This is a genomic window from Burkholderia sp. Ed8 (genome assembly GCF_040761425.1).
In the GTDB taxonomy this organism is placed as follows: Bacteria; Pseudomonadota; Gammaproteobacteria; order Burkholderiales; family Burkholderiaceae; genus Burkholderia; species Burkholderia seminalis.
In genome coordinates, this window is sequence record NZ_CP142886.1 from 365,145 (window position 1) to 389,309 (window position 24,165).

Annotated in this window: 20 protein-coding genes; 13 read left to right on the forward strand and 7 right to left on the reverse strand. The window is 65.8% G+C overall.

All coding sequences use genetic code 11. The features are described from left to right. Positions 1–27: 27 nt before the first annotated feature. The 5 genes from VXM69_RS15625 to dut all read left to right on the forward strand — a co-directional run bounded on the left by VXM69_RS15625 (position 28) and on the right by dut (position 6,244). Positions 28–1,020 (forward strand): bifunctional riboflavin kinase/FAD synthetase, encoded by a 993-nt coding sequence (locus VXM69_RS15625; protein ID WP_367189863.1) that lies wholly within the window; start codon positions 28–30, stop codon positions 1,018–1,020. 102 nt (positions 1,021–1,122) lie between these two features. Then, on the forward strand, positions 1,123–3,960 hold the full coding sequence (ileS, locus tag VXM69_RS15630; RefSeq protein WP_367189864.1) for an isoleucine--tRNA ligase: 2,838 nt from the start codon (positions 1,123–1,125) through the stop codon (positions 3,958–3,960). Positions 3,961–3,962: 2 nt separating this feature from the next. Beyond that, complete coding sequence (lspA, locus tag VXM69_RS15635; RefSeq protein ID WP_034186318.1) at positions 3,963–4,463, forward strand: signal peptidase II; 501 nt, start codon at positions 3,963–3,965, stop codon at positions 4,461–4,463. A 67-nt stretch (positions 4,464–4,530) separates the two neighbouring features. After that, on the forward strand, positions 4,531–5,742 hold the full coding sequence (coaBC, locus tag VXM69_RS15640) for a bifunctional phosphopantothenoylcysteine decarboxylase/phosphopantothenate--cysteine ligase CoaBC (protein ID WP_124456210.1): 1,212 nt from the start codon (positions 4,531–4,533) through the stop codon (positions 5,740–5,742). 55 nt (positions 5,743–5,797) lie between these two features. Next, the gene (gene dut / locus VXM69_RS15645) at positions 5,798–6,244 is read left to right on the forward strand and encodes a dUTP diphosphatase (RefSeq protein WP_034186320.1); all 447 of its coding nucleotides are present in this window, start codon (positions 5,798–5,800) and stop codon (positions 6,242–6,244) included. A gap of 54 nt (positions 6,245–6,298) precedes the next feature. On the opposite strand, the gene VXM69_RS15650 is transcribed toward dut, so the two are convergent. From VXM69_RS15650 to clpS, 4 genes are all read right to left on the reverse strand, one after another. Beyond that, the gene (locus tag VXM69_RS15650) at positions 6,299–7,069 is read right to left on the reverse strand and encodes a hypothetical protein (protein WP_124609500.1); all 771 of its coding nucleotides are present in this window, start codon (positions 7,067–7,069) and stop codon (positions 6,299–6,301) included. Positions 7,070–7,201: 132 nt separating this feature from the next. Continuing rightward, positions 7,202–8,581: an amino acid permease gene (locus VXM69_RS15655; RefSeq protein WP_034186341.1), complete on the reverse strand. Its 1,380-nt coding sequence runs from the start codon at positions 8,579–8,581 to the stop codon at positions 7,202–7,204. Positions 8,582–8,684: 103 nt separating this feature from the next. Next, on the reverse strand, positions 8,685–10,985 hold the full coding sequence (gene clpA / locus VXM69_RS15660; RefSeq protein ID WP_034186321.1) for an ATP-dependent Clp protease ATP-binding subunit ClpA: 2,301 nt from the start codon (positions 10,983–10,985) through the stop codon (positions 8,685–8,687). Then, the gene (clpS, locus tag VXM69_RS15665; protein ID WP_006398529.1) at positions 10,982–11,296 is read right to left on the reverse strand and encodes an ATP-dependent Clp protease adapter ClpS; all 315 of its coding nucleotides are present in this window, start codon (positions 11,294–11,296) and stop codon (positions 10,982–10,984) included. The genes clpA and clpS overlap by 4 nt, the downstream gene beginning before the upstream one ends. A gap of 290 nt (positions 11,297–11,586) precedes the next feature. On the opposite strand from clpS, the gene VXM69_RS15670 reads away from it, so the two are divergent. Beyond that, positions 11,587–11,754 carry a hypothetical protein gene (locus VXM69_RS15670; RefSeq protein ID WP_154233702.1) on the forward strand — a complete coding sequence of 56 codons (168 nt, stop codon included), beginning with the start codon at positions 11,587–11,589 and terminating at the stop codon, positions 11,752–11,754. An 88-nt stretch (positions 11,755–11,842) separates the two neighbouring features. Further along, complete coding sequence (locus VXM69_RS15675) at positions 11,843–12,046, forward strand: cold-shock protein (RefSeq protein WP_006488945.1); 204 nt, start codon at positions 11,843–11,845, stop codon at positions 12,044–12,046. Positions 12,047–12,226: 180 nt separating this feature from the next. Here the strand turns inward: VXM69_RS15675 and VXM69_RS15680 are convergent, their stop codons facing one another. After that, positions 12,227–13,825, reverse strand: coding sequence for a multicopper oxidase family protein (locus tag VXM69_RS15680; protein WP_367189865.1), 1,599 nt, complete (start codon positions 13,823–13,825; stop codon positions 12,227–12,229). Positions 13,826–14,446: 621 nt separating this feature from the next. Between VXM69_RS15680 and VXM69_RS15685 the strand changes: the two genes are divergently transcribed. Beyond that, entirely contained in the window at positions 14,447–14,671 is a 225-nt protein-coding gene (locus VXM69_RS15685) for a hypothetical protein (protein ID WP_034186323.1), read from the forward strand. A gap of 123 nt (positions 14,672–14,794) precedes the next feature. Here VXM69_RS15685 and VXM69_RS15690 read toward each other — a convergent pair whose 3' ends face one another. Together VXM69_RS15690 and icd are read right to left on the reverse strand one after the other, a co-directional pair. Then, on the reverse strand, positions 14,795–17,023 hold the full coding sequence (locus tag VXM69_RS15690) for an NADP-dependent isocitrate dehydrogenase (protein ID WP_367189866.1): 2,229 nt from the start codon (positions 17,021–17,023) through the stop codon (positions 14,795–14,797). A 277-nt stretch (positions 17,024–17,300) separates the two neighbouring features. Further along, positions 17,301–18,557, reverse strand: coding sequence for an NADP-dependent isocitrate dehydrogenase (gene icd / locus VXM69_RS15695; RefSeq protein ID WP_006478026.1), 1,257 nt, complete (start codon positions 18,555–18,557; stop codon positions 17,301–17,303). A 278-nt stretch (positions 18,558–18,835) separates the two neighbouring features. On the opposite strand from icd, the gene VXM69_RS15700 reads away from it, so the two are divergent. From VXM69_RS15700 to VXM69_RS15720, 5 genes are all read left to right on the forward strand, one after another. After that, positions 18,836–19,414: a pseudouridine synthase gene (locus VXM69_RS15700; protein WP_069707082.1), complete on the forward strand. Its 579-nt coding sequence runs from the start codon at positions 18,836–18,838 to the stop codon at positions 19,412–19,414. 281 nt (positions 19,415–19,695) lie between these two features. Then, positions 19,696–19,911: a hypothetical protein gene (locus VXM69_RS15705; protein WP_011352970.1), complete on the forward strand. Its 216-nt coding sequence runs from the start codon at positions 19,696–19,698 to the stop codon at positions 19,909–19,911. Positions 19,912–20,070: 159 nt separating this feature from the next. Next, complete coding sequence (locus VXM69_RS15710) at positions 20,071–20,571, forward strand: DUF192 domain-containing protein (protein ID WP_069707081.1); 501 nt, start codon at positions 20,071–20,073, stop codon at positions 20,569–20,571. A 219-nt stretch (positions 20,572–20,790) separates the two neighbouring features. Beyond that, on the forward strand, positions 20,791–22,902 hold the full coding sequence (gene fusA, locus VXM69_RS15715) for an elongation factor G (protein ID WP_034186327.1): 2,112 nt from the start codon (positions 20,791–20,793) through the stop codon (positions 22,900–22,902). A gap of 165 nt (positions 22,903–23,067) precedes the next feature. Beyond that, the gene (locus tag VXM69_RS15720) at positions 23,068–24,078 is read left to right on the forward strand and encodes a HoxN/HupN/NixA family nickel/cobalt transporter (protein WP_034186328.1); all 1,011 of its coding nucleotides are present in this window, start codon (positions 23,068–23,070) and stop codon (positions 24,076–24,078) included. Positions 24,079–24,165: the final 87 nt, after the last annotated feature.

Consider the following 24,165-nt stretch of genomic DNA (forward strand, 5'->3'; position numbering starts at 1 on the left):
CATTCCCCGACCGCTGCATCCGCTATCGTGAAAGTCTTCCGCGGCCTGCCCAACGCCGAGAGCCGTGCCCCGTGCGCGCTGACGATCGGCAACTTCGACGGTGTCCATCGCGGCCACCAGGCCCTGCTCGCGCGCGTGCGCGCGGCAGCGGACGCGCGCGGCCTGCCCGTGTGCGTGATGACGTTCGAGCCGCACCCGCGCGAATTCTTCAATCCGGCCGGCGCGCCGCCGCGCATCGCGATGCTGCGCGACAAGCTCGAGGCGCTGCGCGATCACGGTGTCGACCGCGTCGTCGTCGAGCACTTCAACCATACGTTCGCGAGCCAGTCGCCGCAGGCGTTCGTCGAACGCACGCTGGTGAACGGGCTGCACACGCACTGGATGATGGTCGGCGACGATTTCTGCTACGGCGCGAAACGCGCGGGCACCTTCGACACGCTGAAGGCGGCCGGCGAGCAGTACGGCTTCGAGGTCGAGCAGATGGGCACGGTGGCCGGCAGCGACGGCACGCGCATTTCCAGCTCGGGCGTGCGCGCCGCGCTCGCGGCCGGCGATCTCGACGCGGCCGCGCAGGCGCTCGGCCACGGCTACGCGATCAGCGGCCACGTCGCGCACGGGCTGAAGCTCGGCCGCGACCTCGGTTTCCCGACGCTGAACCTGCCGATCGCGCACAAGCGGCCGGCGCTCGCGGGCATCTTCGTCGTGCAGGTGCACGGCCTCGGCCCCGACCCGCTGCCGGGCGTCGCGAGCCTGGGCCTTCGCCCGACCGTCGACGATTCCGGCCGCGTGCTGCTCGAAGTGCACCTGCTCGACTGGCATGGCGACGCGTACGGCAAGCTCATCCGCGTCGAATTCCTGAAGAAGCTGCGCGACGAGGCGAAATTCGACGACCTCGAGGCGCTGTCGCGCGCGATCGCCCTGGACGTCGCGAACGCGCGCGCGTACTTCATCGAACGCGACCGTGCGCCGGGCAGCCGTGCCACGGGCTTCTCGACGTCGGCAACCGACCGAATTAGCTGATCCGGACGGCGGCGCCCGGCGCCGCACCCTCGCGCCGCCCACTCGCGCGCATCCCCGATTCACGACGCCCGAGCGTCTCCCGATTTAGATAGCGATCCCATCATGAGCAACAAGAAAGCCGATTCGAAACCGCAGGCCAAGTATCCGGTCAACCTGCTCGACACGCCGTTCCCGATGCGCGGCGACCTGCCCAAGCGCGAGCCGCAGTGGGTCAAGGAATGGGAGGAGCGCGGCCTCTACGAGAAGATCCGCGCGGCCAGCAAGGGCCGGCCGAAGTTCATCCTGCACGACGGCCCGCCGTATGCGAACGGCGACATCCACCTCGGCCACGCGGTCAACAAGATCCTGAAGGACATCGTCGTCAAGTCGCGCAACATGGCCGGCTTCGACGCGCCGTACGTGCCGGGCTGGGATTGCCACGGCATGCCGATCGAAATCCAGATCGAGAAGCAGTTCGGCAAGTCGCTGCCGGCAGCCGAAGTGATGAGCAAGGCGCGTGCGTACGCGACCGAGCAGATCGAGAAGCAGAAGGTCGGCTTCAAGCGCCTCGGCGTGCTCGGCGACTGGGCGAACCCGTACAAGACGATGAACTTCGTGAACGAGGCGGAAGAGATCCGCGCGCTCGGCAAGATCATCGAGAAAGGCTACGTGTACCGCGGGCTGAAGCCGGTGAACTGGTGCTTCGACTGCGGCTCGGCGCTCGCCGAGGCGGAAGTCGAGTACAAGGACCGCACCGATCCGACGATCGACGTGATGTTCGCGTTCGCGGAACCGGAAAAGACCGCGCAGGCGTTCGGCCTGCCGGCACTGCCGCGCACCGAGGGCGGCATCGTGATCTGGACCACCACGCCGTGGACGATCCCCGCCAACCAGGCGCTGAACCTCCATCCGGAAATCGTCTACGCGCTGGTCGACACCGAGCGCGGGCTGCTGATCATCGCGCAGGAGCGCGTCGAAGCCTGCATGGCCGACTTCAAGCTGACGGGCCGCGTCGTCGCGACCGCGCCGGGCGTGAAGCTCGCCAACCTGCGCTTCCACCACCCGCTCGCATCGGCCCACCCCGGCTACAAGCGTACGGCCCCCGTCTACCTCGGCGACTACGTGACGACCGACACGGGTACCGGCGTCGTGCACTCGTCGCCCGCGTACGGCATCGAGGACTTCATGTCGTGCAAGGCGCACGGGATGACCGATTCGGACTTCATCAACCCGGTGATGGGCGACGGCCGCTACATCGAATCGCTGCCGCTGTTCGGCGGCCTGTCGATCTGGGACGCGAACCCGAAGATCGTCGACGCGCTGAACGCGGCCGGCTCGCTGCTGCGCAGCGAGAAGTACACGCACAGCTACATGCACTGCTGGCGCCACAAGACGCCGATCATCTACCGCGCCACGTCGCAGTGGTTCGCCGGCATGGACGTCACCCCGCGCGACGGCGGCAAGACGCTGCGTGAAACGGCGCTCGAAGGCGTCGACGCAACCGCGTTCTACCCGTCGTGGGGCAAGCAGCGCCTGTTCAGCATGATCGCGAACCGTCCCGACTGGACGCTGTCGCGCCAGCGCCAGTGGGGCGTGCCGATGGCGTTCTTCGTGCACAAGGAAACCGGCGAGCTGCATCCGCGCACGCTGGAGCTGCTCGAGGAAGTCGCGAAGCGCGTCGAGCAGTCGGGCATCGAGGCGTGGCAGTCGCTCGACCCGCGCGAGCTGATCGGCGACGACGCGAACCTGTACGAAAAGAACCGCGACACGCTCGACGTGTGGTTCGACTCGGGCACGACGCACTGGCACGTGCTGCGCGGCTCGCACAAGGATCAGCTGCAATTCCCGGCCGACCTGTACCTCGAAGGCTCGGACCAGCATCGCGGCTGGTTCCACTCGTCGCTGCTGACCGCGTCGATGATCGACGGCCGCGCGCCGTACAAGGGCCTGCTCACGCACGGTTTCACGGTCGACGGCGAAGGCCGCAAGATGAGCAAGTCGCTCGGCAACGGGATCGACCCGCATGAAGTCGCGAACCGCCTCGGCGCGGAAATCATCCGTCTGTGGATCGCGTCGACCGACTACTCGGGCGAACTCGCGATCTCCGAGGAAATCCTGAAGCGCGTGACCGAAGGTTATCGCCGCATCCGCAACACGCTGCGCTTCCTGCTCGCGAACCTGTCGGACTTCGACTTCGCGCAGCACGCGGTGCCGGTCGACGAATGGCTCGAGATCGACCGCTATGCGGTCGCGTTCTCGCAGCAGTTGCAAACGGAGCTGCTCGGCCACTACGAGAAGTACGAATTCCACCCGGTCGTCGCCAAGCTGCAGACGTACTGCTCGGAAGATCTCGGCGGCTTCTACCTCGACGTGCTGAAGGACCGCCTGTACACGAGCGCGGCCGACTCGCGCGCGCGCCGCTCGGCACAAACGGCGCTGTACCACCTGACGCACGGCCTGCTGCGCGTGCTCGCGCCGTTCCTGTCGTTCACGGCGGAAGAAGCGTGGAAGGTGTTCCAGCCGGCCAGCGACACGATCTTCACGGAAACCTACTATGCGTATCCGGAGGTCGCCGGCTCGGCCGCGCTGATCGAGAAGTGGGCGCTGCTGCGCGAGGTGCGCGGCAACGTGACGAAGGCACTCGAGGAAGCGCGCACCGCGAACCGCATCGGCTCGTCGCTGCAGGCCGAAGTCGCCGTGCACGCGAGCGGCGCGCGTTACGACGCGCTCACGAGCCTCGGCGACGACCTGAAGTTCGTGCTGATCACGTCGGCCGCGACGGTCGTCAAGGTCGACGACGAAGCGCAGGAAAGCGTCGACGTGGCCGCCTCGAAGTACCAGAAGTGCGAACGCTGCTGGCACTACCGCGAAGATGTCGGCGCGCACGCCGATCATCCGACGCTGTGCGGCCGCTGCTTCTCCAACCTGTTCGAAAACGGCGAAATCCGGAGCGCTGCTTAAATATGGCGAAAACCCTGTCGAAACCGGCCAGCGGCGCGCTTGCGCCCTGGCTCGGCATTTCGCTGATCGTGATCCTGTTCGACCAGTTGTCGAAGATCGCGATCCTGAAAACGTTCGCGTACGGCGCGCAGCACGCGCTGACGTCGTTCTTCAACCTCGTGCTGGTGTACAACCGCGGCGCCGCGTTCGGCTTCCTGTCGACCGCCGGCGGCTGGCAGCGCTGGGCGTTCACCGCGCTCGGCATCGGCGCGACGCTCGTGATCTGCTTCCTGCTGAAACGCCACGGCCAGCAGCGGCTGTTCAGCCTCTCGCTCGCGCTGATCCTCGGCGGCGCGCTCGGCAACGTGATCGACCGGCTCGTCTACGGCCACGTGATCGACTTCCTCGATTTCCACCTCGGCGCCTGGCACTTCCCGGCGTTCAACCTCGCCGATTCCGCGATCACGGTCGGCGCGGTACTGCTGATCTACGACGAGCTGCGTCGCGTGCGCGGCTCGCGCTAAACGCGCATACTCGGCGTCGACGGCCGGCTTCGCGCCGGCCGTTCCGTTTGACCCTTGGAGGCCTGAGTTGGCACACGCAGAACTCGCAGGAAAACACCTCGTTCTCGGCCTGACGGGCGGCATCGCCTGCTACAAGATCGCCGAGCTCACGCGGCTGCTCGTGAAGGCCGGCGCGACCGTGCAGGTCGCGATGACCGAAGCGGCCACCCAGTTCATCACGCCCGTCACGATGCAGGCGCTGTCGGGCCGGCCCGTCTACACGAGCCAGTGGGATGCGCGCATCGACAACAACATGGCGCACATCGACCTGTCGCGCGAGGCCGACGCGATCGTGATCGCGCCAGCATCGACGGACTTCCTCGCGAAGCTCGCGCACGGGTTTGCCGATGACCTCCTGTCGACGCTGTGCGTCGCACGCGACTGTCCGCTGCTCGTCGTCCCCGCGATGAACCGCCAGATGTGGCAGAACCCCGCCACGCAGCGCAACGCCGCGCAACTGCGCGCGGACGGCGTGTCGGTGCTCGGCCCGGATTCGGGTGCGCAGGCATGCGGGGAAGTCGGCGACGGCCGCATGCTCGAGCCCGAGGCGATCTATGAAGCCATCGTCGCGCACTTCGCGCCGAAGGTGCTCGCGCACCGGCGCGTGCTGATCACGGCCGGGCCGACGTTCGAACCGCTCGATCCCGTGCGTGGCCTGACGAACCGCTCGAGCGGCAAGATGGGCTTCGCGCTCGCACGCGCCGCGCAGCAGGCCGGCGCCGACGTGCATCTCGTCGCGGGGCCGGTCGCGCTCGACACGCCGTGGGGCGTGTACCGCCAGGACGTGCAGACCGCGCAGCAGATGTACGACGCGGTGATGCATGCGGTCGCCGATGCCGACATCTTCATCGCGGTGGCCGCGGTGGCCGACTGGCGCGTCGATCAGCCGGCCGAGCACAAGATGAAGAAGACGGCCGACCGCAAGATGCCGGCGCTCGCGTTCGTCGAGAACCCCGACATCCTCGCGTCGGTCGCGGCGCTGCCCGATCCACCGTTCTGCGTCGGTTTCGCGGCCGAAAGCGGCGACCTCGACGTACACGGCGACGAAAAGCGCAAGCGCAAGAACGTGCCGCTGCTCGTCGGCAATCTCGGCCCGCTGACGTTCGGCCGCGACGACAACGAAGTCGTGCTGTTCGAAGCGGCCGGCCTCACGCGCCTGCCGCGCGCCCCGAAGGACGAACTCGCGCATGCGCTCGTCGCGGAAATCGCGAAGCGCCTGCCCGACAACCGCCTGATCTGATCACCCGCGCGGCGGCGCTGGCCGCCGCGCCCTTCCCGACCGATTCGACGACCGCATGAAACTCGACCTGAAGATTCTCGACGCGCGCATGCGCGACTACCTGCCCGCCTACGCGACCACCGGCAGCGCGGGCCTCGACCTGCGCGCGTGCCTCGACGCCCCGGTCACGCTGCGGCCGGGCGAAACGACGCTCGTCCCGACGGGCCTCGCGATCCACCTCGCCGATCCCGGCTATGCGGCGCTGATCCTGCCGCGCTCGGGCCTCGGCCACAAGCACGGGATCGTGCTCGGCAACCTGGTCGGCCTGATCGACTCCGACTACCAGGGCCAGTTGATGGTCTCGACGTGGAACCGCGGCCAGACCGAGTTCGTGCTGAACCCGTTCGAACGGCTCGCGCAGCTCGTGATCGTGCCGGTCGTGCAGGCGCAGTTCAACATCGTCGACGATTTCGCCGAGAGCGATCGCGGCGAAGGCGGCTTCGGCAGCACCGGCCGCCACTGATCGGCATCACACGAAAAAGGGGCCGCGCGGCCCCTTTTTCTTTTCCGTTCATCGTCACTCGCCGGCCGGCTGCGCGATCCGCGCGGGCACCGGTTCGCGCCGCCGCGCCTGCGCGATGCTCGCATAGATGACCATCGCGACCAGCACGGCGAGCAACACGGCCGACGAGCCGACCGTCCCGAGCGCGAGGCCGCCCTTCGCGACCGGCTTCGTCAGCAGGTCGCCGACCGTCGCGCCGAACGGACGCGTGAGCACGAACGCGGCCCAGAACAGCAGCACGCCGGAGATCCGCGTGAAGTAGTGCGCGAGCACGATCACCGCCAGCAGCCCGCCGATCAGCAGCGCGCCGCCGCCGAAGCCGAGCCCCGAGCTGTCCGCGAGGAAATCGCCGAGCGCGGTGCCGAGCGTGTTCGAGAACAGGATCGCGATCCAGTACAGCAGTTCGACCTTGCGCGTGCGGATCAGGTCGACCGACAGCGATTCGCCGCTCAGGCGCCAGACCGCGAAGATCGCCAGCAGGATCGCGACGAGGATCGACGAACCGGCTGCGTAGCCGAGGCCGAGCGTGCGGTCCATGAAGTCGGACATCGTCGTGCCGGCCGTGCTCGTCGCGACGATCACGGCCCAGTAGACCGCCGGGCGATAGCGCGTCGTCCGGAGCTGGGCGCCCAGCGTCACGAGAAAGAAACCGAACAGCAGGATCGAGCTCACCGCGTAGCCGACGTTCAGCGTCATCGACAGCAGGTCGCCGCCGGTTTCGCCGAGCGTCGTCGCGCAGATCTTCATGATCCAGAACGCGAGCGTGATTTCGGGAAGTTTGTTCATTCGAACCCCATTTGCAGGAAGCGGCGAGCCGGCGCGTGCCGGCCCGCCTTGCGGACAGGATCGAATGTAGTCGCCGCCGGCTTAACGGAACCTTAGCGAACGTGAAGCCGGTGCACGAGTACGCCGGCGCCGTCAGCGCGCGTGTTCGTGCCGGTAATGCAGCGCGTACGCGAGCGTCAGCAGCACGGCGAACACGACGCCGACCACCATCGTCATCCGGAATTCGCGCGTGAACGCGGTGGTGAGCAGGATCGCCGCGACGAGCGCCGCGCCGAGCAGGCTGCCGAACGGGTGGCCCCACATCCGGAACGCGAGCACGGGGCCGCGATACCGCGCACGGAAGCGCAGGTGCGTGATGAAGATCATCAGCCACGTGAACAGCGCGCCGAACATCGCGATCGCCATCATCACCGTGAACGCGGTGTCGGGCGCGAGCGCGACCAGCACGGCCGCGACCGCGACGCCGCTGGTCGAGATCCACAGCGCCGCGCGCGGCACGCCGTTCGCGCCGAGCCGGCCGAACACCGCGGGCGCGAGCCGTGCGCGCGACAGGCTGAACATCATCCGCGTCGTCACGTAGAGCTGGCTGTTCATCGCCGACAGCGCCGCGACCAGCAGCACGAAGTTGATCACGCCGGCCGCGTACGGCACATGCGTCGCGGCCATCACCTTCACGAACGGGCTCTCGTCGGTACCGGCCGCCGTCCACGGCACGATCGCGAGCATCAGCGACAGCGTCAGCAGGTAGAACAGCACGAGCCGGAACACCGTCGAGCGGAACGCGCGCGTGACCGCGTGCTGCGGATCGCGCGCCTCGCCGGCTGCGATCGCGACGGCTTCGATGCTCATGTAGCTGAAGATCGCGACGATCACCGCGACCCAGGTGCCCCACGGCCCCTTCGGCATGAAGCCGCCGTGCGCGGTGTAGTTGGCGAAACCGATGCCCGATGCGGCCGGCGCCGACCAGACCAGATACGCGCCGAGCACGATGAACACGACGATCGCCGCGATCTTCAGCAGCGAGAACGCGTATTCGACCGTGCCGTACAGCGTGACGCTGGCGAGATTCACGGCGATCAGCAGCGCGGAGAAGCCGATCACCCAGTACCAGCCGGGTACGGCGGGGAACCAGTACTTCATGAACACGGCGATCGCGCTGATTTCGGTACCGATCGCGAATACGACCGCGAACCAGTACGCATAGCGCACCAGAAAGCCCGCGAGCGGGCCGACGTAGTGCTCGGCATACGCGCCGAACGAGCCGGCCGTCGGGTGCGCGACCGTCATTTCCGCGAGCGCGCCCATCAGCAGCAGCGCGATCAGCGCGCCGATCGCATAGGACACGAGCACGCTCGGGCCCGCGAGCCCGATCGCGAATCCGCTGCCGAGGAACAGCCCCGTGCCGATCGCGCCGCCGATCGCGATCATCGCCATCTGCCCCGACGTCAGCGCGTGGCGCAACCCTTGTTCGCGCGCGACGATATCGTCGAACGACCGTTGTTGTTGTGTCACTGCGTTACCACTCCCCTGCACCACCATCGCGCCGCCGGCGCCGGATAAAACGAAACGGCGCGGAGAACTTCCCGCGCCGTTCGCATGAACAACGAATTATCGCTTACTCGACTTCGACCGTCTCTTCGTTCGGCTTGTGCGGCGGATTCGCCAGCTTGTCGAACGACAACTGCACCTTGTCGTTTTCGTCGACGTCGACCGTCACGTGACCGCCGTTGAGGAGCTTGCCGAACAGCAGCTCGTCGGCCAGCGCGCGCCGGATCGTGTCCTGGATCAGCCGTTGCATCGGCCGCGCGCCCATCAGCGGGTCGAAGCCGTGCTTCGCGAGATGCTTGCGCAACGCGTCGGTGAAGAGCGCGTCGACCTTCTTCTCGTGCAGCTGTTCCTCGAGCTGGATCAGGAACTTGTCGACCACGCGCATGATGATTTCCTCATCGAGCGAGCGGAAGCTGATGATCGAATCCAGGCGGTTGCGGAACTCCGGCGTGAACAGGCGCTTGATGTCGGTCATCTCGTCGCCCGTTTCGCGGCGCGTCGTGAAGCCGATCGTCGCCTTCTGCATCGACTCGGCGCCCGCGTTCGTCGTCATGATGATGATGACGTTGCGGAAATCCGCCTTGCGGCCGTTGTTGTCCGTCAGCGTGCCGTGGTCCATCACCTGCAGCAGCACGTTGAAGATGTCCGGATGCGCCTTCTCGATTTCGTCGAGCAGCAGCACGCAATGCGGCTTCTTCGTGACGGCTTCGGTCAGCAGGCCACCCTGGTCGAACCCGACGTAACCCGGCGGCGCGCCGATCAGGCGGCTCACCGCGTGACGCTCCATGTATTCCGACATGTCGAAACGGATCAGCTCGATGCCGAGCGTGAACGCGAGCTGGCGCGCCACTTCGGTCTTGCCGACGCCCGTCGGGCCGGAGAACAGGAACGCGCCGATCGGCTTGTCCATCTTGCCGAGCCCCGCGCGCGCCATCTTGATCGAGGCCGCGAGCGCGTCGATCGCCGGATCCTGGCCGAACACGACGCTCTTCAGGTCGCGGTCGAGCGTCTGCAGCTTGCTGCGATCGTCCTGCGACACGCTTTGCGCCGGCACGCGTGCGATCTTCGAGATGATTTCCTCGATCTCGCTCTTGCCGATCGTCTTCTTCTGCTTCGACTTCGGCAGGATGCGCTGCGCGGCGCCGGCCTCGTCGATCACGTCGATCGCCTTGTCCGGCAGGTGACGATCGGTGATGAAGCGCGCCGACAGTTCGGCCGCGGCCGACAAGGCACCCGACGAATACTTGACGCCGTGATGCTCCTCGAAGCGCGATTTCAGCCCGCGCAGGATCGCGACCGTCTGCTCGACGCTCGGCTCCGTCACGTCGACCTTCTGGAAGCGCCGCGACAGCGCCGCATCCTTCTCGAAGATGCCGCGATACTCGGTGAACGTCGTCGCGCCGATGCACTTGAGCGTGCCCGACGACAACGCCGGCTTCAGCAGGTTCGACGCATCGAGCGTGCCGCCCGACGCGGCGCCCGCGCCGATCAGCGTATGGATTTCGTCGATGAACAGGATCGCGTGCGGGCGCTCCTTCAGTTCCTTCAGCACCGTCTTCAGACGCTGCTCGAAATCGCCGCGGTACTTGGTGCCCGCGAGCAGCGCGCCCATGTCGAGCGAGTACACCTGCGCGTTCGCGAGGATGTCCGGCACTTCGCCGCGCGTGATGCGATACGCGAGCCCTTCGGCGATCGCGGTCTTGCCCACGCCGGCTTCGCCGACGAGCAGCGGATTGTTCTTGCGGCGACGGCACAGCACCTGCACGACGCGCTCGACTTCGGGCTCGCGCCCGATCAGCGGATCGATGCGGCCGTCCTTCGCCATCTGGTTCAGGTTCTGCGTGAACTGCGCGAGCGGCGTTTCCTTCTGCGCGTTCGCGTCTTCGCTTTCCGCGTTCGCGTCGGTCGACTTCGCGGCTTCGCCGTTGTTCGTCTTCGCGATGCCGTGCGAAATGAAGTTCACCACGTCGAGGCGCGTGACGCCCTGCTGCTGCAGGTAGTACACGGCGTGCGAATCCTTCTCGCCGAAGATCGCGACCAGCACGTTCGCGCCGGTGACTTCCTTCTTGCCGTTCGACGTCGACTGGACGTGCATGATCGCGCGCTGGATCACCCGCTGGAAACCGAGCGTCGGCTGGGTATCGACATCGTCGGTACCCGGGACGGTCGGTGTGTTGTCGTGGATGAAATTGCGCAGGTTCTGACGCAAGTCCTCGATGTTTGCCGCGCACGCGCGCAACACCTCGGCTGCCGTCGGATTATCCAGCAGGGCCAGCAGCAGGTGCTCGACCGTGATGAACTCATGGCGCGCCTGGCGTGCTTCCATGAACGCCATGTGCAGGCTGACTTCCAATTCCTGGGCAATCATGCTTCCTCCATCACGCACTGCAGCGGATGCCCGGCCTGCCGCGCATGGGTAACGACTTGCTCAACCTTGGTCGACGCGATGTCCCGCGTATAGACCCCACATACCCCTCGCCCTTCGCGATGGACCTTCAGCATGATCTGCGTGGCCGTCTCGCGATCCTTCTTGAAATACTCCTGGACCACCATCACGACGAATTCCATCGGCGTGAAGTCGTCGTTCAGCAGCACCACCTTGTACATCGAAGGCGGCTTGAGCTTCTGCTGCTTGCGTTCCAGGACGGTACTGTCCTGCTTGTCCGGGATAATCGCCATACACCCATTCTAAACAACTCGGACAGGCCCGCAATCCTGCCATAACCCGACCGACCGGCCGGCGCCCTCCCCGGTATCCCGGAACACGCTATCGTCTTCGTGCCATACGAAAGCCGGCTGCGGTGCCGGCTTTCACGCGTGGCGCGGAACACGAACCGTCAGGGGGCAACTGCACCGGAGCGTCGTGTCCGCATCCAGTATCCCACAAGCCGGGACGACTCGAACGCGTGTCACTCGAGCCTGGTATATGAGCCGATTATGCGGCTTTTCAAGCCCCGGCGCTCGGCGGCATGCTGCAAAGCAAAGCCGGAAAAACCCTGAAAATGGGTTCTTTACAACGACCCTCTAAACGTCTAAAAATTCCTCTTGACACTCCAATAAAGAGCGCCAACAATCAAGCTGGCACTTTTTTCAATTCGCCGGTTGGCGAAATGAATGAGGCCGAGGTGAGCTTGTGAGGGGGGAACGGCTGCATTTTCCGGTCGTTTAGCTTTTCGAGCGTGCTCGTGGTAAGTAGCAGCGACTGTGTGACAGGGGAAGTAGGAAATGGCAACTGGTATCGTTAAATGGTTCAACGACGCGAAGGGCTTCGGTTTCATCACTCCCGACGAGGGCGGTGAGGATCTGTTTGCGCACTTCTCGGCTATCACCATGAATGGCTTCAAGACGCTGAAGGAAGGCCAGAAGGTGAGCTTTGACGTCGTCCAAGGGCCGAAGGGCAAGCAAGCGTCGAACATCCAGGCCGTATAAGGCATCGGATATCTGACGAAGAAACCCGGCGCATTGCGCCGGGTTTCTTTTTTGGAGGCCGGCCATTCGATAATCGATTGGCCGGCCTTTTCGTTCAATCCCGATAATTGAACACACATTGTCTTGTCACACATGCAGATCGGATATCGATCCCGCACGTGAAACATATTCACGACTTCGTTACACGACCTTCAGCGTGCCCATCATGCCGAGATCCTCGTGTTCGAGAATGTGGCAATGAAACATGCGCTCTCCGGGCATGTCTTGCGTGACGAGAATCGACACGGTTTCACCGCTGCGCACGTTCACGGTATCGCGCCATGCGCGCAACGGTTCGGTCGTGCGCGCGCCGCCCGACGCGCGCTCGATCACCTGGAACTGCGTGCCGTGCAGGTGGAACGGGTGATCCATGTCGGTGCCGTTGCGGATCTCCCAGCGCTCGACGTCGCCGCGGCGGCTCGTCAGCGTTGCACGGTGCGCCGCATAGGTTTCGCCGTTGATCATGAAGCGCATGCCGGCCGGCCGGCCGTGCGCCGCGCCCTTCATCATCGCGTCCATGTCCATTTCCTCGCCGAACTCGACCGTCTTGCGCGCAACCGGTTCGCCCAGCGGCGGTACCGTGCGCAGCGTGGCCGGCAACGCGCGCGCGGCGGCGGGCGCGAACGCGACATCGGCCAGTGCCAGCGCCGGATCGGCCGGCAGGCTGCCGTGGCCGTCGTCGTGCGACATCGCCATCTTGCGGCGGTCGTATTCGGCCGCCTGCAGCACCGCGCGCGATGCGCGGTCGCCCGCGCGCACGAGCAGCTCCGCACGCTCGCCCGGCGCGATCAGCAACGACGTCACGCGGCGCGGCGCATCGAACAGCCCGCCGTCGGTACCCACGTGCTCGAACGCACGGCCGTCGTCGAACGCGACGCGCAGGTAGCGCGCGCTGCACGCGTTCCACACGCGCCAGCGCTCGTCGCCCGCGATGTCGATGCGCGGCCGGCGCGCGCCGTTGACCAGGACGAACTGACCTTCGCGGCCGTTCATCCAGTCCATCATGTCGTTCGGCGCAATCGTGCCATCGCGCGCAAGCTTCAGGTCCGACACGAACAGGTTGCGCTCGGGCCAGCCGGCGAGCGGATCGTCCGCGGCGCGCACGATGAACGGGCCGGCCAGCCCGCGAAATACCTGCTCGGCCGTCATCATGTGCGGATGCGGGTGGTACCAGTAAGTGCCGGCGCTGCCCTTCGGTAGCGTGAAACGGTACACGCGCGACGCGCCGGGTGCGACGGGATCGGACGGATTGCCGTCCTGGTCGGGCGGCACGGGCAGGCCGTGCCAGTGGATCGTCGACGGCTGCGGCAGCCGGTTCACGAACTTGATTTCGACCGTGTCGCCCTCGCGCACGTCGATCAGCGGGCCGACGACGGGGCCTTGCGCGCCCGCGCCGAACTGCCAGAACGTGGTCGGCCGCGTGCCGCGCAGCATCGGGCGCGCGACGGGTTGCGCGACCAGCGTCGCCCGGAACGTACCGGGCTCGCGGCTTTCGTTCGCGAGCGTGCGCAACGTCGCGAGCGGCGCGCCGGCCGGCAGCGCGTCGGCGGCCGCGAGCGCGGCCGGCGCGGGCTTGCCGTGCCCCGCATGGTCCGCCATCCCCGACATGCCCGGCATGTCGTCCATCGAATCCATGCCGGCCATGCCCGCATGACCGGCATGCTGCGCCCACGCGGTGCGCGCGAACAGCGACGCGGCTGCGACGCCGATGGCGCGCGACAGGAAGGTTCTCCGTCTCATCAATCGATCCTCGTTATCCATGCAGCGTCGCACGACCGCCACGACGCACGCGCCGGCCGGCCGGACCGCCGGTGCGCGACGCGAAACCTGATGCCCGCGTCATCATAACCGCTGGCTCCGCTCGAACGGCGCCGCCCCGGCCGGGCGGCGATACGCCGCAGCGCTACTGCTTACGGCCCTTCGGCAGCGATCGCCCCTGCCCTGAACCATGCCCGCCGCCGCATCCAGCCGCCCGTTTCGCCCCTACCGTCGGCCACCCGGTCGGCGCGTGTCGCGCCACCCCTCCACGAAACCGCCAATTTTTCACGATGCGGAACAAGTCCCTGCGTTGTAAAAATTCGTGGTGCAGGGCACAAATTTCCCGTTTCGCGATGGCAAAAAACGTTCCGCAATACGGAACATAGAAAATAATCTATTGTTTTTAAACATGAATTTTTGTTTCGAGAAGCCGTTCTAGTTGCACCATCCAACCGGGTCGCGGACGTAGACTTTGTTCCATGCACTGACGCTTCGCCACGACGTTCGATACGGAACCCGGCGCAAGCAGCCAGTCGGGCCACAGCCGGCCGAGCCGGCAGGCGGCACACCAGAATCGCTTGTGATCAGAAAGGGAGAACGGAAATGAAGGGATTTCGCTTTGGTTCAGCGCTCGGGTCGTTCTACATCCTGCCGGGTAACGGCGGCTGGGAAGCGACGTTCGGCAACGCCCTGCTCGGCGCATTCTCGTGCCCCGAAGTCGCGGCCGACCACATCTCCCGCGGCGACTGCGAACACCTGTCCGAACTGGACACGGCCACGCTCGAGGTGCCGCACGAAATCGCCGAATGGGAAATCGTTCACGTCTGAATGGCAAGTCTGCAACGAAAAACGCCCCGGGCGACCGGGGCGTTTTCATTGGATGTCGGACGGCGAACGGCTAACCGCGCCGCGTCGACATACGCATCGGCTCGCGCGATCGCGCGGCCCGCGTCAGACGACTGCGTCGACGATGCCGTTCAGCGTCGCGCTCGGGCGCATCGCCTGGCTCGTCAGGTCGACGTTCGGACGGTAGTAGCCGCCGATCGCCTGCGCCTTGCCTTGCGCGGCCGCCAGTTCTTCCAGGATGCGCGCTTCGTTGTCGGACAACGACTTCGCCACGCCTTCGAACTGCGCCTTCAGTGCGGCGTCCTCGGTCTGCTCGGCCAGCGCCTGCGCCCAGTACAGGCACAGGTAGAAGTGGCTGCCGCGGTTGTCGAGGCCGCCGACCTTGCGCGCCGGCGACTTGTTCTCGTCCAGGAACTTGCCGGTCGCCTGGTCGAGCGTCTTCGCGAGCACGACCGCCTTCGGGTTCTGGTATGCGTTGCCGAGGTGTTCGAGCGACGCGGCCAGCGCGAGGAATTCGCCGAGCGAATCCCAGCGCAGGAAGCCTTCCTCGACGAACTGCTGCACGTGCTTCGGTGCCGAGCCGCCCGCGCCCGTTTCGAACATCCCGCCGCCGGCCATCAGCGGCACGATCGACAGCATCTTCGCGCTGGTGCCGAGCTCCATGATCGGGAACAGGTCGGTCAGGTAGTCGCGCAGCACGTTGCCGGTGACCGAGATCGTGTCCTTGCCCGCGCGGATGCGCTCGAGCGAGAAACGCGTCGCGTCGACCGGCGTCATGATGCGGATGTCGAGACCGTTCGTGTCGTGATCCTTCAGGTAGCGTTCGACCTTCGCGATGATCTGCGCATCGTGCGCGCGCGCCGGATCGAGCCAGAACACGGCCGGTGCGCCGGTCGCACGCGCGCGATTGACCGCGAGCTTGACCCAGTCCTGCACCGGTGCGTCCTTGGTCTGGCACATGCGCCAGATGTCGCCCGACTCGACCGCGTGCTCGAGCAGCACGTTGCCGGCTTCGTCGGTGACGCGCACGACGCCGTCCGCCGGGATCTGGAACGTCTTGTCGTGCGAACCGTATTCTTCGGCCGCCTGCGCCATCAGGCCGACGTTCGGCACGCTGCCCATCGTGACCGGATCGAATGCGCCGTGCTGCTTGCAGTCCTCGATCACGGCCTGGTAGACGCCTGCGTAGCAGCGGTCCGGAATCACGGCCTTCGCGTCGTACAGCGCGCCGTCCGGGCCCCACATGCCGCCCGAATCGCGGATCATCGCCGGCATCGACGCGTCGACGATCACGTCGCTCGGCACGTGCAGGTTCGTGATGCCCTTGTCCGAGTTGACCATCGCGAGGCGCGGGCGCACCGCGTATTCGGCTTTCACGTCGGCTTCGATCGCTTCGCGCGTGTCGGCCGGCAGGTCCTTCAGGCGCGCGTACAGGTCGCCGATCCCGTTGTTCGGGTTGAAACCGACCTGCGCCAGCACGTTCGCGTGCTTCGCGAGCGCGTCGCGATAGAACACCGACACGAAGTGACCGAACAGGATCGGGTCCGAGACCTTCATCATGGTCGCCTTCAGGTGCACCGAGAACAGCACGTCCTGCGCCTTCGCGTCGGCGATCTGCGCGTCGATGAAGCTGCGCAGCGCATTGCGGCTCATCACCGATGCGTCGATCACTTCACCGGCCTTCACGGCCGTCTTTTCCTTCAGCACCTTCTTCGCGCCGTCGGTCGTCGTGAGCTCGATCTTCACGCTGCCGGCCTCGGCGATCAGCGCCGACTTCTCGCTGCCGTAGAAGTCGCCTTCGCTCATGTGCGCGACGTGGGCCTTCGACGTCGCCTTCCATGCGCCCATCTTGTGCGGATGCTTGCGTGCATAGTTCTTGACCGACAGCGGCGCGCGGCGGTCGGAGTTGCCTTCGCGCAGCACCGGGTTCACCGCGCTGCCCTTGATCTTGTCGTAGCGTGCCTTGACCGCCTTCTCTTCGTCCGTCGACGGGTCTTCCGGGTAGGCCGGCAGCTTGTAGCCCTGCGCCTGCAGTTCGGCGATCGCGGCCTTCAGCTGCGGCACCGATGCGCTGATGTTCGGCAGCTTGATGATGTTCGCTTCCGGCTTCAGCGTGAGCTGGCCCAGCTCGGCCAGATCGTCGGAACCCTTCTGCTCGGGCGGCAGGATGTCCGCGAAGGCCGCGATGATGCGGCCGGCGAGCGAGATGTCGCGCGTTTCGACGGCGACGCCGGACGAGCGCGTGAAGGCCTTGACGATCGGCAGCAGCGAATAGGTCGCGAGCGCGGGCGCTTCGTCGGTGAGGGTGTAGATGATCTTGGGCGAAGTGGACATGGTCGATGCGTTGCTACGTGAAATGGGACTGAGGAGCGCCGGCGGGTAACCGGCGGGGAGCGACCAGGTCGGTCGCGAAAGGGGCGCCGGGTTCAGCCGGGCGATGGTGTTGCGAGGGCCGTCATGTTCTACCTTGCAGGGCCTCCGGGCCGCTTCGCGGCGCCGCGGCCCGCATGCCGGACCGCCCTGCCAACAAACCTGCCATCCACGAAACGCTCCGGCGCCGGCAGTCAGCACCGGAGCGGCCGGCATGCGCCGGCCCACCCCGGAAGGGGTCTTACATGTTCTCGATCAGCACTTCGCCGAAGCCGGAGCACGACACCTGCGTCGCCCCTTCCATCAGGCGCGCGAAGTCGTACGTGACGCGCTTCTGCAGGATCGACTTCTCCATCGCGGCGATGATCGTGTCGGCCGCTTCCGTCCAGCCGAGGTGGCGCAGCATCATTTCCGCCGACAGGATCTCGGAACCGGGGTTCACGTAATCCTTGCCCGCGTACTTCGGCGCCGTGCCGTGCGTCGCCTCGAACATCGCGACCGAATCCGACAGGTTCGCGCCCGGCGCGATCCCGATGCCGCCGACCTGCGCGGCCAGTGCGTCGGAGATGTAGTCGCCGTTCAGGTTCAGCGTCGCGATCACGTCGTATTCGGCCGGGCGCAGCAGGATCTGCTGCAGGAACGCGTCGGCGATCGAATCCTTGATCACGATCTCGTTGCCCGTCTTCGGGTTCTTCACGCGCATCCACGGGCCGCCGTCGATCAGCTCGCCGCCGAATTCCTTCTGGGCCAGCGCGTAACCGGCGTCACGGAACAGGCCTTCCGTGAACTTCATGATGTTGCCCTTGTGCACCAGCGTGACCGACTTGCGATCGTTGTCGATCGCGTACTGGATCGCCTTGCGCACGAGACGCTCGGTGCCTTCCGTCGACACGGGCTTGACGCCGATCCCCGAGGTTTCCGGGAAGCGGATCTTCTTCACGCCCATTTCGTCCTGCAGGAACTTGATGACCTTCTTCGCCTGCTCGGAACCCGCGGCCCATTCGATGCCCGCGTAGATGTCTTCCGAGTTCTCGCGGAAGATCACCATGTCGATCTTCTGCGGCTCGCGCACCGGCGACGGCACGCCCTTGAAGTACTGGACCGGGCGCAGGCACACGTACAGGTCGAGTTCCTGGCGCAGCGCGACGTTCAGCGAACGAATGCCGCCGCCGACCGGGGTCGTGAGCGGCCCCTTGATCGACACCACGTATTCCTTCAGCACCTGCAGCGTCTCGTCCGGCAGCCACACGTCCGGACCGTACACCTTCGTCGCCTTCTCGCCCGCGAAGATCTCCATCCAGTGGATCTTGCGCTTGCCCTTGTAGGCATGCGCGACCGCCGCGTCGACGACCTTGATCATGACCGGCGTGATATCGAAGCCCGTACCGTCGCCTTCGATATAGGGAATGATCGGCTGATCGGAAACGTTGAGCGAGAAGTCCTTGTTGACGGTGATCTTGTCACCGCCTTCCGGAACCTTGATGTGCTGATACGGCATGATCGACTCCAGTGACGTGGCTGAGCAGGTGATGCTGGTCGAAGCTGCGCGCGCGGCGGGGGCGCGGCATGGCCACCCCGTGACGGGCAACAGCGAGCCGCTATTCTAGCGCCCCAACCGGGCACTTCGGCATGAACCGCGGCACTGCGTATCAAGACCTCACTTATGTCTTATATAAGACAGAGGACTTGCCGTTCCGTATTATGCATTAAGATTCCGCCATTTGCCATAGACCGCCCGCCTCCGCGTCCCGCGGCGCGCCGGGCGGGCGCCCCGCCATGAACCTGATCGCCCTCAACAAGCCGTTCGGCACGATTTGCCAGTTTTCCGCGCACGAGACGCGCCCGTCGCTCGGCGACTGGGTAAAAACGCCCGGCGTGTATGCGGCCGGCCGGCTGGACGCGGACAGCGAAGGCTTGCTGCTGCTCACCGACGACGGCGCGCTGCAGGCGCGCATCGCGGAGCCGCGCCACAAGCTCGTGAAACGCTACTGGGCGCAGGTCGAGGGCGCGCCCGGCCCGGCCGACCTGAAGGCGCTCGCGCGCGGCGTCGACCTCGGCGACTACGTGACGCGGCCGTGCCGCGCCGAATTCATCGAGCCGCCCGACACGCTGTGGCCGCGCACGCCGCCGATCCGCTATCGCGCCGCGATCCCGACCACGTGGATCGAACTCGCGATCACCGAGGGCAAGAACCGGCAGGTGCGCCGGATGACCGCGGCCGTCGGCTTCCCGACGTTGCGCCTGGTGCGCGTCGGCATCGGCGCGCTGGACATATTTGCGCTCGGCATTGCGCCGGGCGAAACAATCGCACTGCCGCCGAGCGCGCCATGGGACGGTTTCGCGCCCGCCGGATGACGAATTCGGGAGGCGCGCATTTTTCGTCATCTTTTTCGTCAACCGCCCGCGAAGATCGCGCGTTAAACCACGCAGATGCCAACCTTAGCTATCCGGCATTGGCAGCCGAACCCGTGTTTGCGTCACGAAAGCGACGTTTTTCTCGAATACGATTCGGCGCCCGCAGCGCAATGAGAAATTTCTCGAAGCGTCTGTCAACCGAAAGGTGGATGGCACCGTTAGACGACATGACTCCTATTGCCGGGTCATTTGGTTAATTAACTAAAGCTGAGGAACACAACATGAACAAACTGATCGCCGCTCTGGTCGCTGGCCTCTTCGCAACGGCTGCTTTCGCACAAGCTTCGGCTCCGGAAGCTGCTCCGGCAGCAGCAGAAGCTGCTTCGGCACCGGCTAAGCACGCTGCCAAGAAGCACCACGCTGCCAAGAAGCACCACAAGGCATCGAAGAAGGCTGCAGCAAGCGACGCAGCAGCACCGGCAGCTGCTTCGAACTAAGTAAGCAAGCTGTAATAACGCAGTCAAGAACACGCAGTCTTGCCGTTCTTACGGCGTTGAAAGGCAGATCACCGCAAGGCGATCTGCCTTTTTCTTTTTGTGCCCGCCGGCGCGCATCGCGTACCATGCGGGTCTCGTTTTCCAGACAGGAGCCATGCTGTGCAATTCTCCCTGCGCTCGTCGCTCGGCCGCCTAGCGCGCGCCGCCGTCTTTCCCGCCGCGCTCGCCGTCCTCGCGCTCGGCATGCAGGCCGCCGCCGCGCAGGTGCCGCCCGGCGCCAAGCAGCCGAGCGAGTTCCCGCGCGTGAAGCTGCGCGCCGGCATGTACATGATCGACGCGGCCGTCGCCGCGAACGACGCCGACCGCGAACAGGGGCTGATGTACCGTTCGCAGCTCGCGCCCAACGAAGGCATGCTGTTCGTCTTCAACGAGAACGCCGTGCACTGCTTCTGGATGAAGAACACGCTGATCCCGCTGTCGATCGCGTTCATCCGCGCGGACGGCACGATCACCGACATCGACGAGATGCGGGCGGAGACGACCGACAACCACTGCCCGCGCAACAACGGCGTCTACGCGCTCGAAATGGGCAAGGGCTGGTTCGCGGCCAAGGGCATCAAGCCCGGCATGAAGCTCGACGGCCTGCCGAAGGCCCAGTAACGGTCTTTTCCGCGGCGGCGCGCCGCGCACCGACCGAAGCCGGCCGCCCGCTGCGCGCCGGTTTTTTTTCGCCTGCCGGCGGCAACGCCCCGCTTGATTCCGCCGCTGCTGGCCGCATCTGCAAAAGCCACGCGCAAGCGCTATGCTTGAAGTCTCGCTTGTTCCAGCCCGGGCCGGCCCAGTCGGCCCGCTTAAGATCCGAACCACCAGGAGGTTCACGTGCCCCGCAAAACCCCCATCGAGCGCTATCGCAATATCGGGATCAGCGCTCACATCGATGCCGGCAAGACCACGACGACCGAGCGCATCCTGTTTTACACCGGCGTGAGCCACAAGATCGGTGAAGTGCACGACGGCGCGGCCACGATGGACTGGATGGAGCAGGAGCAGGAACGCGGCATCACGATCACGTCGGCGGCGACCACGGCCTTCTGGAAGGGTATGGCCGGCAACTATCCGGAACACCGCATCAACATCATCGACACGCCCGGGCACGTCGACTTCACGATCGAAGTCGAGCGCTCGATGCGCGTGCTCGACGGCGCGTGCATGGTCTACGACTCGGTCGGCGGCGTGCAGCCGCAGTCCGAAACCGTATGGCGCCAGGCAAACAAGTACAAGGTGCCGCGCATCGCGTTCGTCAACAAGATGGACCGCATCGGCGCCGACTTCTTCCGCGTGCAGAAGCAGATCGGCGAGCGCCTGAAGGGTGTCGCCGTGCCGATCCAGATTCCGATCGGCGCCGAAGATCATTTCCAGGGCGTCGTCGATCTCGTGAAGATGAAGGCGATCGTGTGGGACGACGAAAGCCAGGGCGTGAAGTTCTCGTACGAGGAGATCCCCGCGAACCTCGTCGAGCTCGCGCACGAATGGCGCGAGAAGATGGTCGAGGCGGCGGCCGAAGCGAGCGAGGAATTGCTCGAGAAGTACCTGCACGACCACGAGTCGCTGACCGAGGACGAGATCAAGGCCGCGTTGCGCAAGCGCACGATCGCGAACGAGATCGTGCCGATGCTGTGCGGCAGCGCGTTCAAGAACAAGGGCGTGCAGGCCATGCTCGACGCGGTGATCGACTACCTGCCGTCGCCGGTCGACGTGCCCGCGATTCTAGGCCACGACTTCGCCGACCCGGAAAAACCGGCGGAACGTCATCCGAGCGATGACGAGCCGTTCTCGTCGCTCGCGTTCAAGATCATGACCGACCCGTTCGTCGGCCAGCTGATCTTCTTCCGCGTGTATTCGGGCGTCGTCGAGTCGGGCGACACGGTGCTCAACGCGACGAAGGACAAGAAGGAACGGCTCGGCCGGATCCTGCAGATGCACGCGAACGAGCGCAAGGAAATCAAGGAAGTGCGCGCGGGCGACATCGCGGCGGCCGTCGGGCTGAAGGAAGCGACGACGGGCGACACGCTGTGCGATCCGGCCAAGCCGATCATCCTCGAGAAGATGGAATTCCCCGAGCCGGTGATCTCGCAGGCCGTCGAGCCGAAGACGAAGGCCGACCAGGAAAAGATGGGCCTCGCGCTGAACCGTCTCGCGCAGGAAGATCCTTCGTTCCGCGTGCAGACCGACGAAGAGTCCGGCCAGACGATCATCTCGGGGATGGGCGAGCTCCACCTCGAAATCCTGGTCGACCGGATGAAGCGCGAATTCGGTGTCGAAGCGACGGTCGGCAAGCCGCAGGTCGCGTATCGCGAGACGGTGCGCACGACGGCCGCCGACGTCGAGGGCAAGTTCGTCAAGCAGTCGGGCGGCCGCGGCCAGTACGGCCATGCAGTGATCACGCTGGAGCCGAACCCGGGCAAGGGCTACGAGTTCCTCGACGAGATCAAGGGCGGCGTGATTCCGCGCGAGTTCATCCCGGCCGTCGACAAGGGCATCACCGAAACGCTGAAGAGCGGCGTGCTCGCGGGCTACCCGGTCGTCGACGTGAAGGTGCACCTGACGTTCGGCTCGTACCACGACGTCGACTCGAACGAAAACGCGTTCCGGATGGCCGGCTCGATGGCGTTCAAGGAAGCGATGCGCAAGGCGAAGCCCGTGCTGCTCGAGCCGATGATGGCCGTCGAAGTCGAGACGCCCGAGGAATTCATGGGCAACGTGATGGGCGACCTGTCGAGCCGTCGCGGCATCGTGCAGGGGATGGAAGACATCGCGGGCGGCGGCGGCAAGCTCGTGCGCGCCGAAGTGCCGCTCGCGGAGATGTTCGGCTATTCGACGTCGCTGCGTTCGGCCACGCAGGGCCGCGCGACCTACACGATGGAGTTCAAGCAGTACGCGGAAACGCCGGCCAACGTGTCGGAAGGCGTGATCAGCGCGAAAACGAAGTAAGCGCCGGGCGCGCGCGCCCCGTCGCATGCACGCAAGGCCCGTCCGGTTCCGGACGGGCTTTTTTTTCACCCGGCGCGCGCGGGGTTCGCGGCTTTTTGATCGGCATGCCAGGCATTTTTTTCGCGTGCCACAATGGATGGCGAATTGTCAGATGGAACCCGCCCGATGCCGCCCACCCCTGCCCTGCGCCGCCTGCTGATCCTTTATGCCGGCCTGATCACCGCGAACGTCGCGGTCTGGCTGTGGGCGCTCGCGGTGCTGCGCGACCATCCGCTGCTGCTCGGCACCGCGGCAATCGCGTACGGGCTCGGGCTGCGTCACGCGGTCGACGCCGATCACATCGCCGCGATCGACGTCGCGACGCGCAAGCTGATGCAGGATGGCCAGCGTCCGGTGAGCGTCGGTTTGTTCTTCTCGCTCGGCCATTCGACCATCGTGATCGCCGCGACGCTCGGCATCGCGCTGACCGCGTTCGCGCTGCGCGACCGGTTCGATGCGTTCCGTGAAATCGGCGGCACGATCGGCACGGCCGTATCGGCCACCTTCCTGCTCGTGCTCGCGTGCGTGAACCTGCTGATCCTGCGCGACGTCTGGCGACGCTATCGCGGCGCATCCGGTCACGCGCACGACGATGCGCATGTACACCGCCCTGCCGGGCTCGTCTCGCGACTGCTGCGCCCGCTGTTCCGGTTCGTGTCGAAGAGCTGGCACATGTATCCGGTCGGCGTGCTGTTCGGGCTCGGTTTCGATACTGCAACCGAAATCGGCCTGCTCGCGATCGCCGCCGCGCAGGCGAGCCAGGGGCTGCCGGTCTACACGGTCATGCTGTTTCCCGCGCTGTTCACCGCCGGCATGACGCTGATCGACTCGACCGACAATGTGCTGATGATTCAGGCATACGGCTGGGCGATGGACGATCCGCAGCGCAAGCTGCTCTACAACGCGAGCATCACGTTCGTGTCGGCGGCCGTTGCACTGGCGATCGGCGGGATCGAGGCGGCCGGACTCCTGGCCGACAAGCTGTCGCTGACGGGCCCCGTGCGCGATACGCTCGATGCGCTCGGCGATCGCTTCGGCTCGATCGGCTACGGCATCATCGCGCTGTTCCTCGTCTGCTGGATCGCGTCGATCCTGTTCCATCGCTGGCAGCGCGCAGCCGACGCGCCCGCACGCTGAGCCGCCCGCGAACGCTCAGACGTTTCAATCCGGAAACAAAACACCCCCACGACGTTGCATGCGCCCGTCGCGTGCTCACGTGCGCGT

Bases quoted from the DNA above. Each gene is read 5' to 3' on its own strand.
- ileS (WP_367189864.1), top strand. From the start codon at position 1,123: ATGAGCAACAAGAAAGCCGATTCGAAACCGCAGGCCAAGTATCCGGTC.
- lspA (WP_034186318.1), top strand. From the start codon at position 3,963: ATGGCGAAAACCCTGTCGAAACCGGCCAGCGGCGCGCTTGCGCCCTGG.
- dut (WP_034186320.1), top strand. From the start codon at position 5,798: ATGAAACTCGACCTGAAGATTCTCGACGCGCGCATGCGCGACTACCTG.
- VXM69_RS15650 (WP_124609500.1), bottom strand. From the start codon at position 7,069: ATGAACAAACTTCCCGAAATCACGCTCGCGTTCTGGATCATGAAGATC.
- clpA (WP_034186321.1), bottom strand. From the start codon at position 10,985: ATGATTGCCCAGGAATTGGAAGTCAGCCTGCACATGGCGTTCATGGAA.
- clpS (WP_006398529.1), bottom strand. From the start codon at position 11,296: ATGGCGATTATCCCGGACAAGCAGGACAGTACCGTCCTGGAACGCAAG.
- VXM69_RS15670 (WP_154233702.1), top strand. From the start codon at position 11,587: ATGCTGCAAAGCAAAGCCGGAAAAACCCTGAAAATGGGTTCTTTACAA.
- VXM69_RS15675 (WP_006488945.1), top strand. From the start codon at position 11,843: ATGGCAACTGGTATCGTTAAATGGTTCAACGACGCGAAGGGCTTCGGT.
- VXM69_RS15680 (WP_367189865.1), bottom strand. From the start codon at position 13,825: ATGAGACGGAGAACCTTCCTGTCGCGCGCCATCGGCGTCGCAGCCGCG.
- VXM69_RS15685 (WP_034186323.1), top strand. From the start codon at position 14,447: ATGAAGGGATTTCGCTTTGGTTCAGCGCTCGGGTCGTTCTACATCCTG.
- VXM69_RS15690 (WP_367189866.1), bottom strand. From the start codon at position 17,023: ATGTCCACTTCGCCCAAGATCATCTACACCCTCACCGACGAAGCGCCC.
- icd (WP_006478026.1), bottom strand. From the start codon at position 18,557: ATGCCGTATCAGCACATCAAGGTTCCGGAAGGCGGTGACAAGATCACC.
- VXM69_RS15700 (WP_069707082.1), top strand. From the start codon at position 18,836: ATGAACCTGATCGCCCTCAACAAGCCGTTCGGCACGATTTGCCAGTTT.
- VXM69_RS15705 (WP_011352970.1), top strand. From the start codon at position 19,696: ATGAACAAACTGATCGCCGCTCTGGTCGCTGGCCTCTTCGCAACGGCT.
- VXM69_RS15720 (WP_034186328.1), top strand. From the start codon at position 23,068: ATGCCGCCCACCCCTGCCCTGCGCCGCCTGCTGATCCTTTATGCCGGC.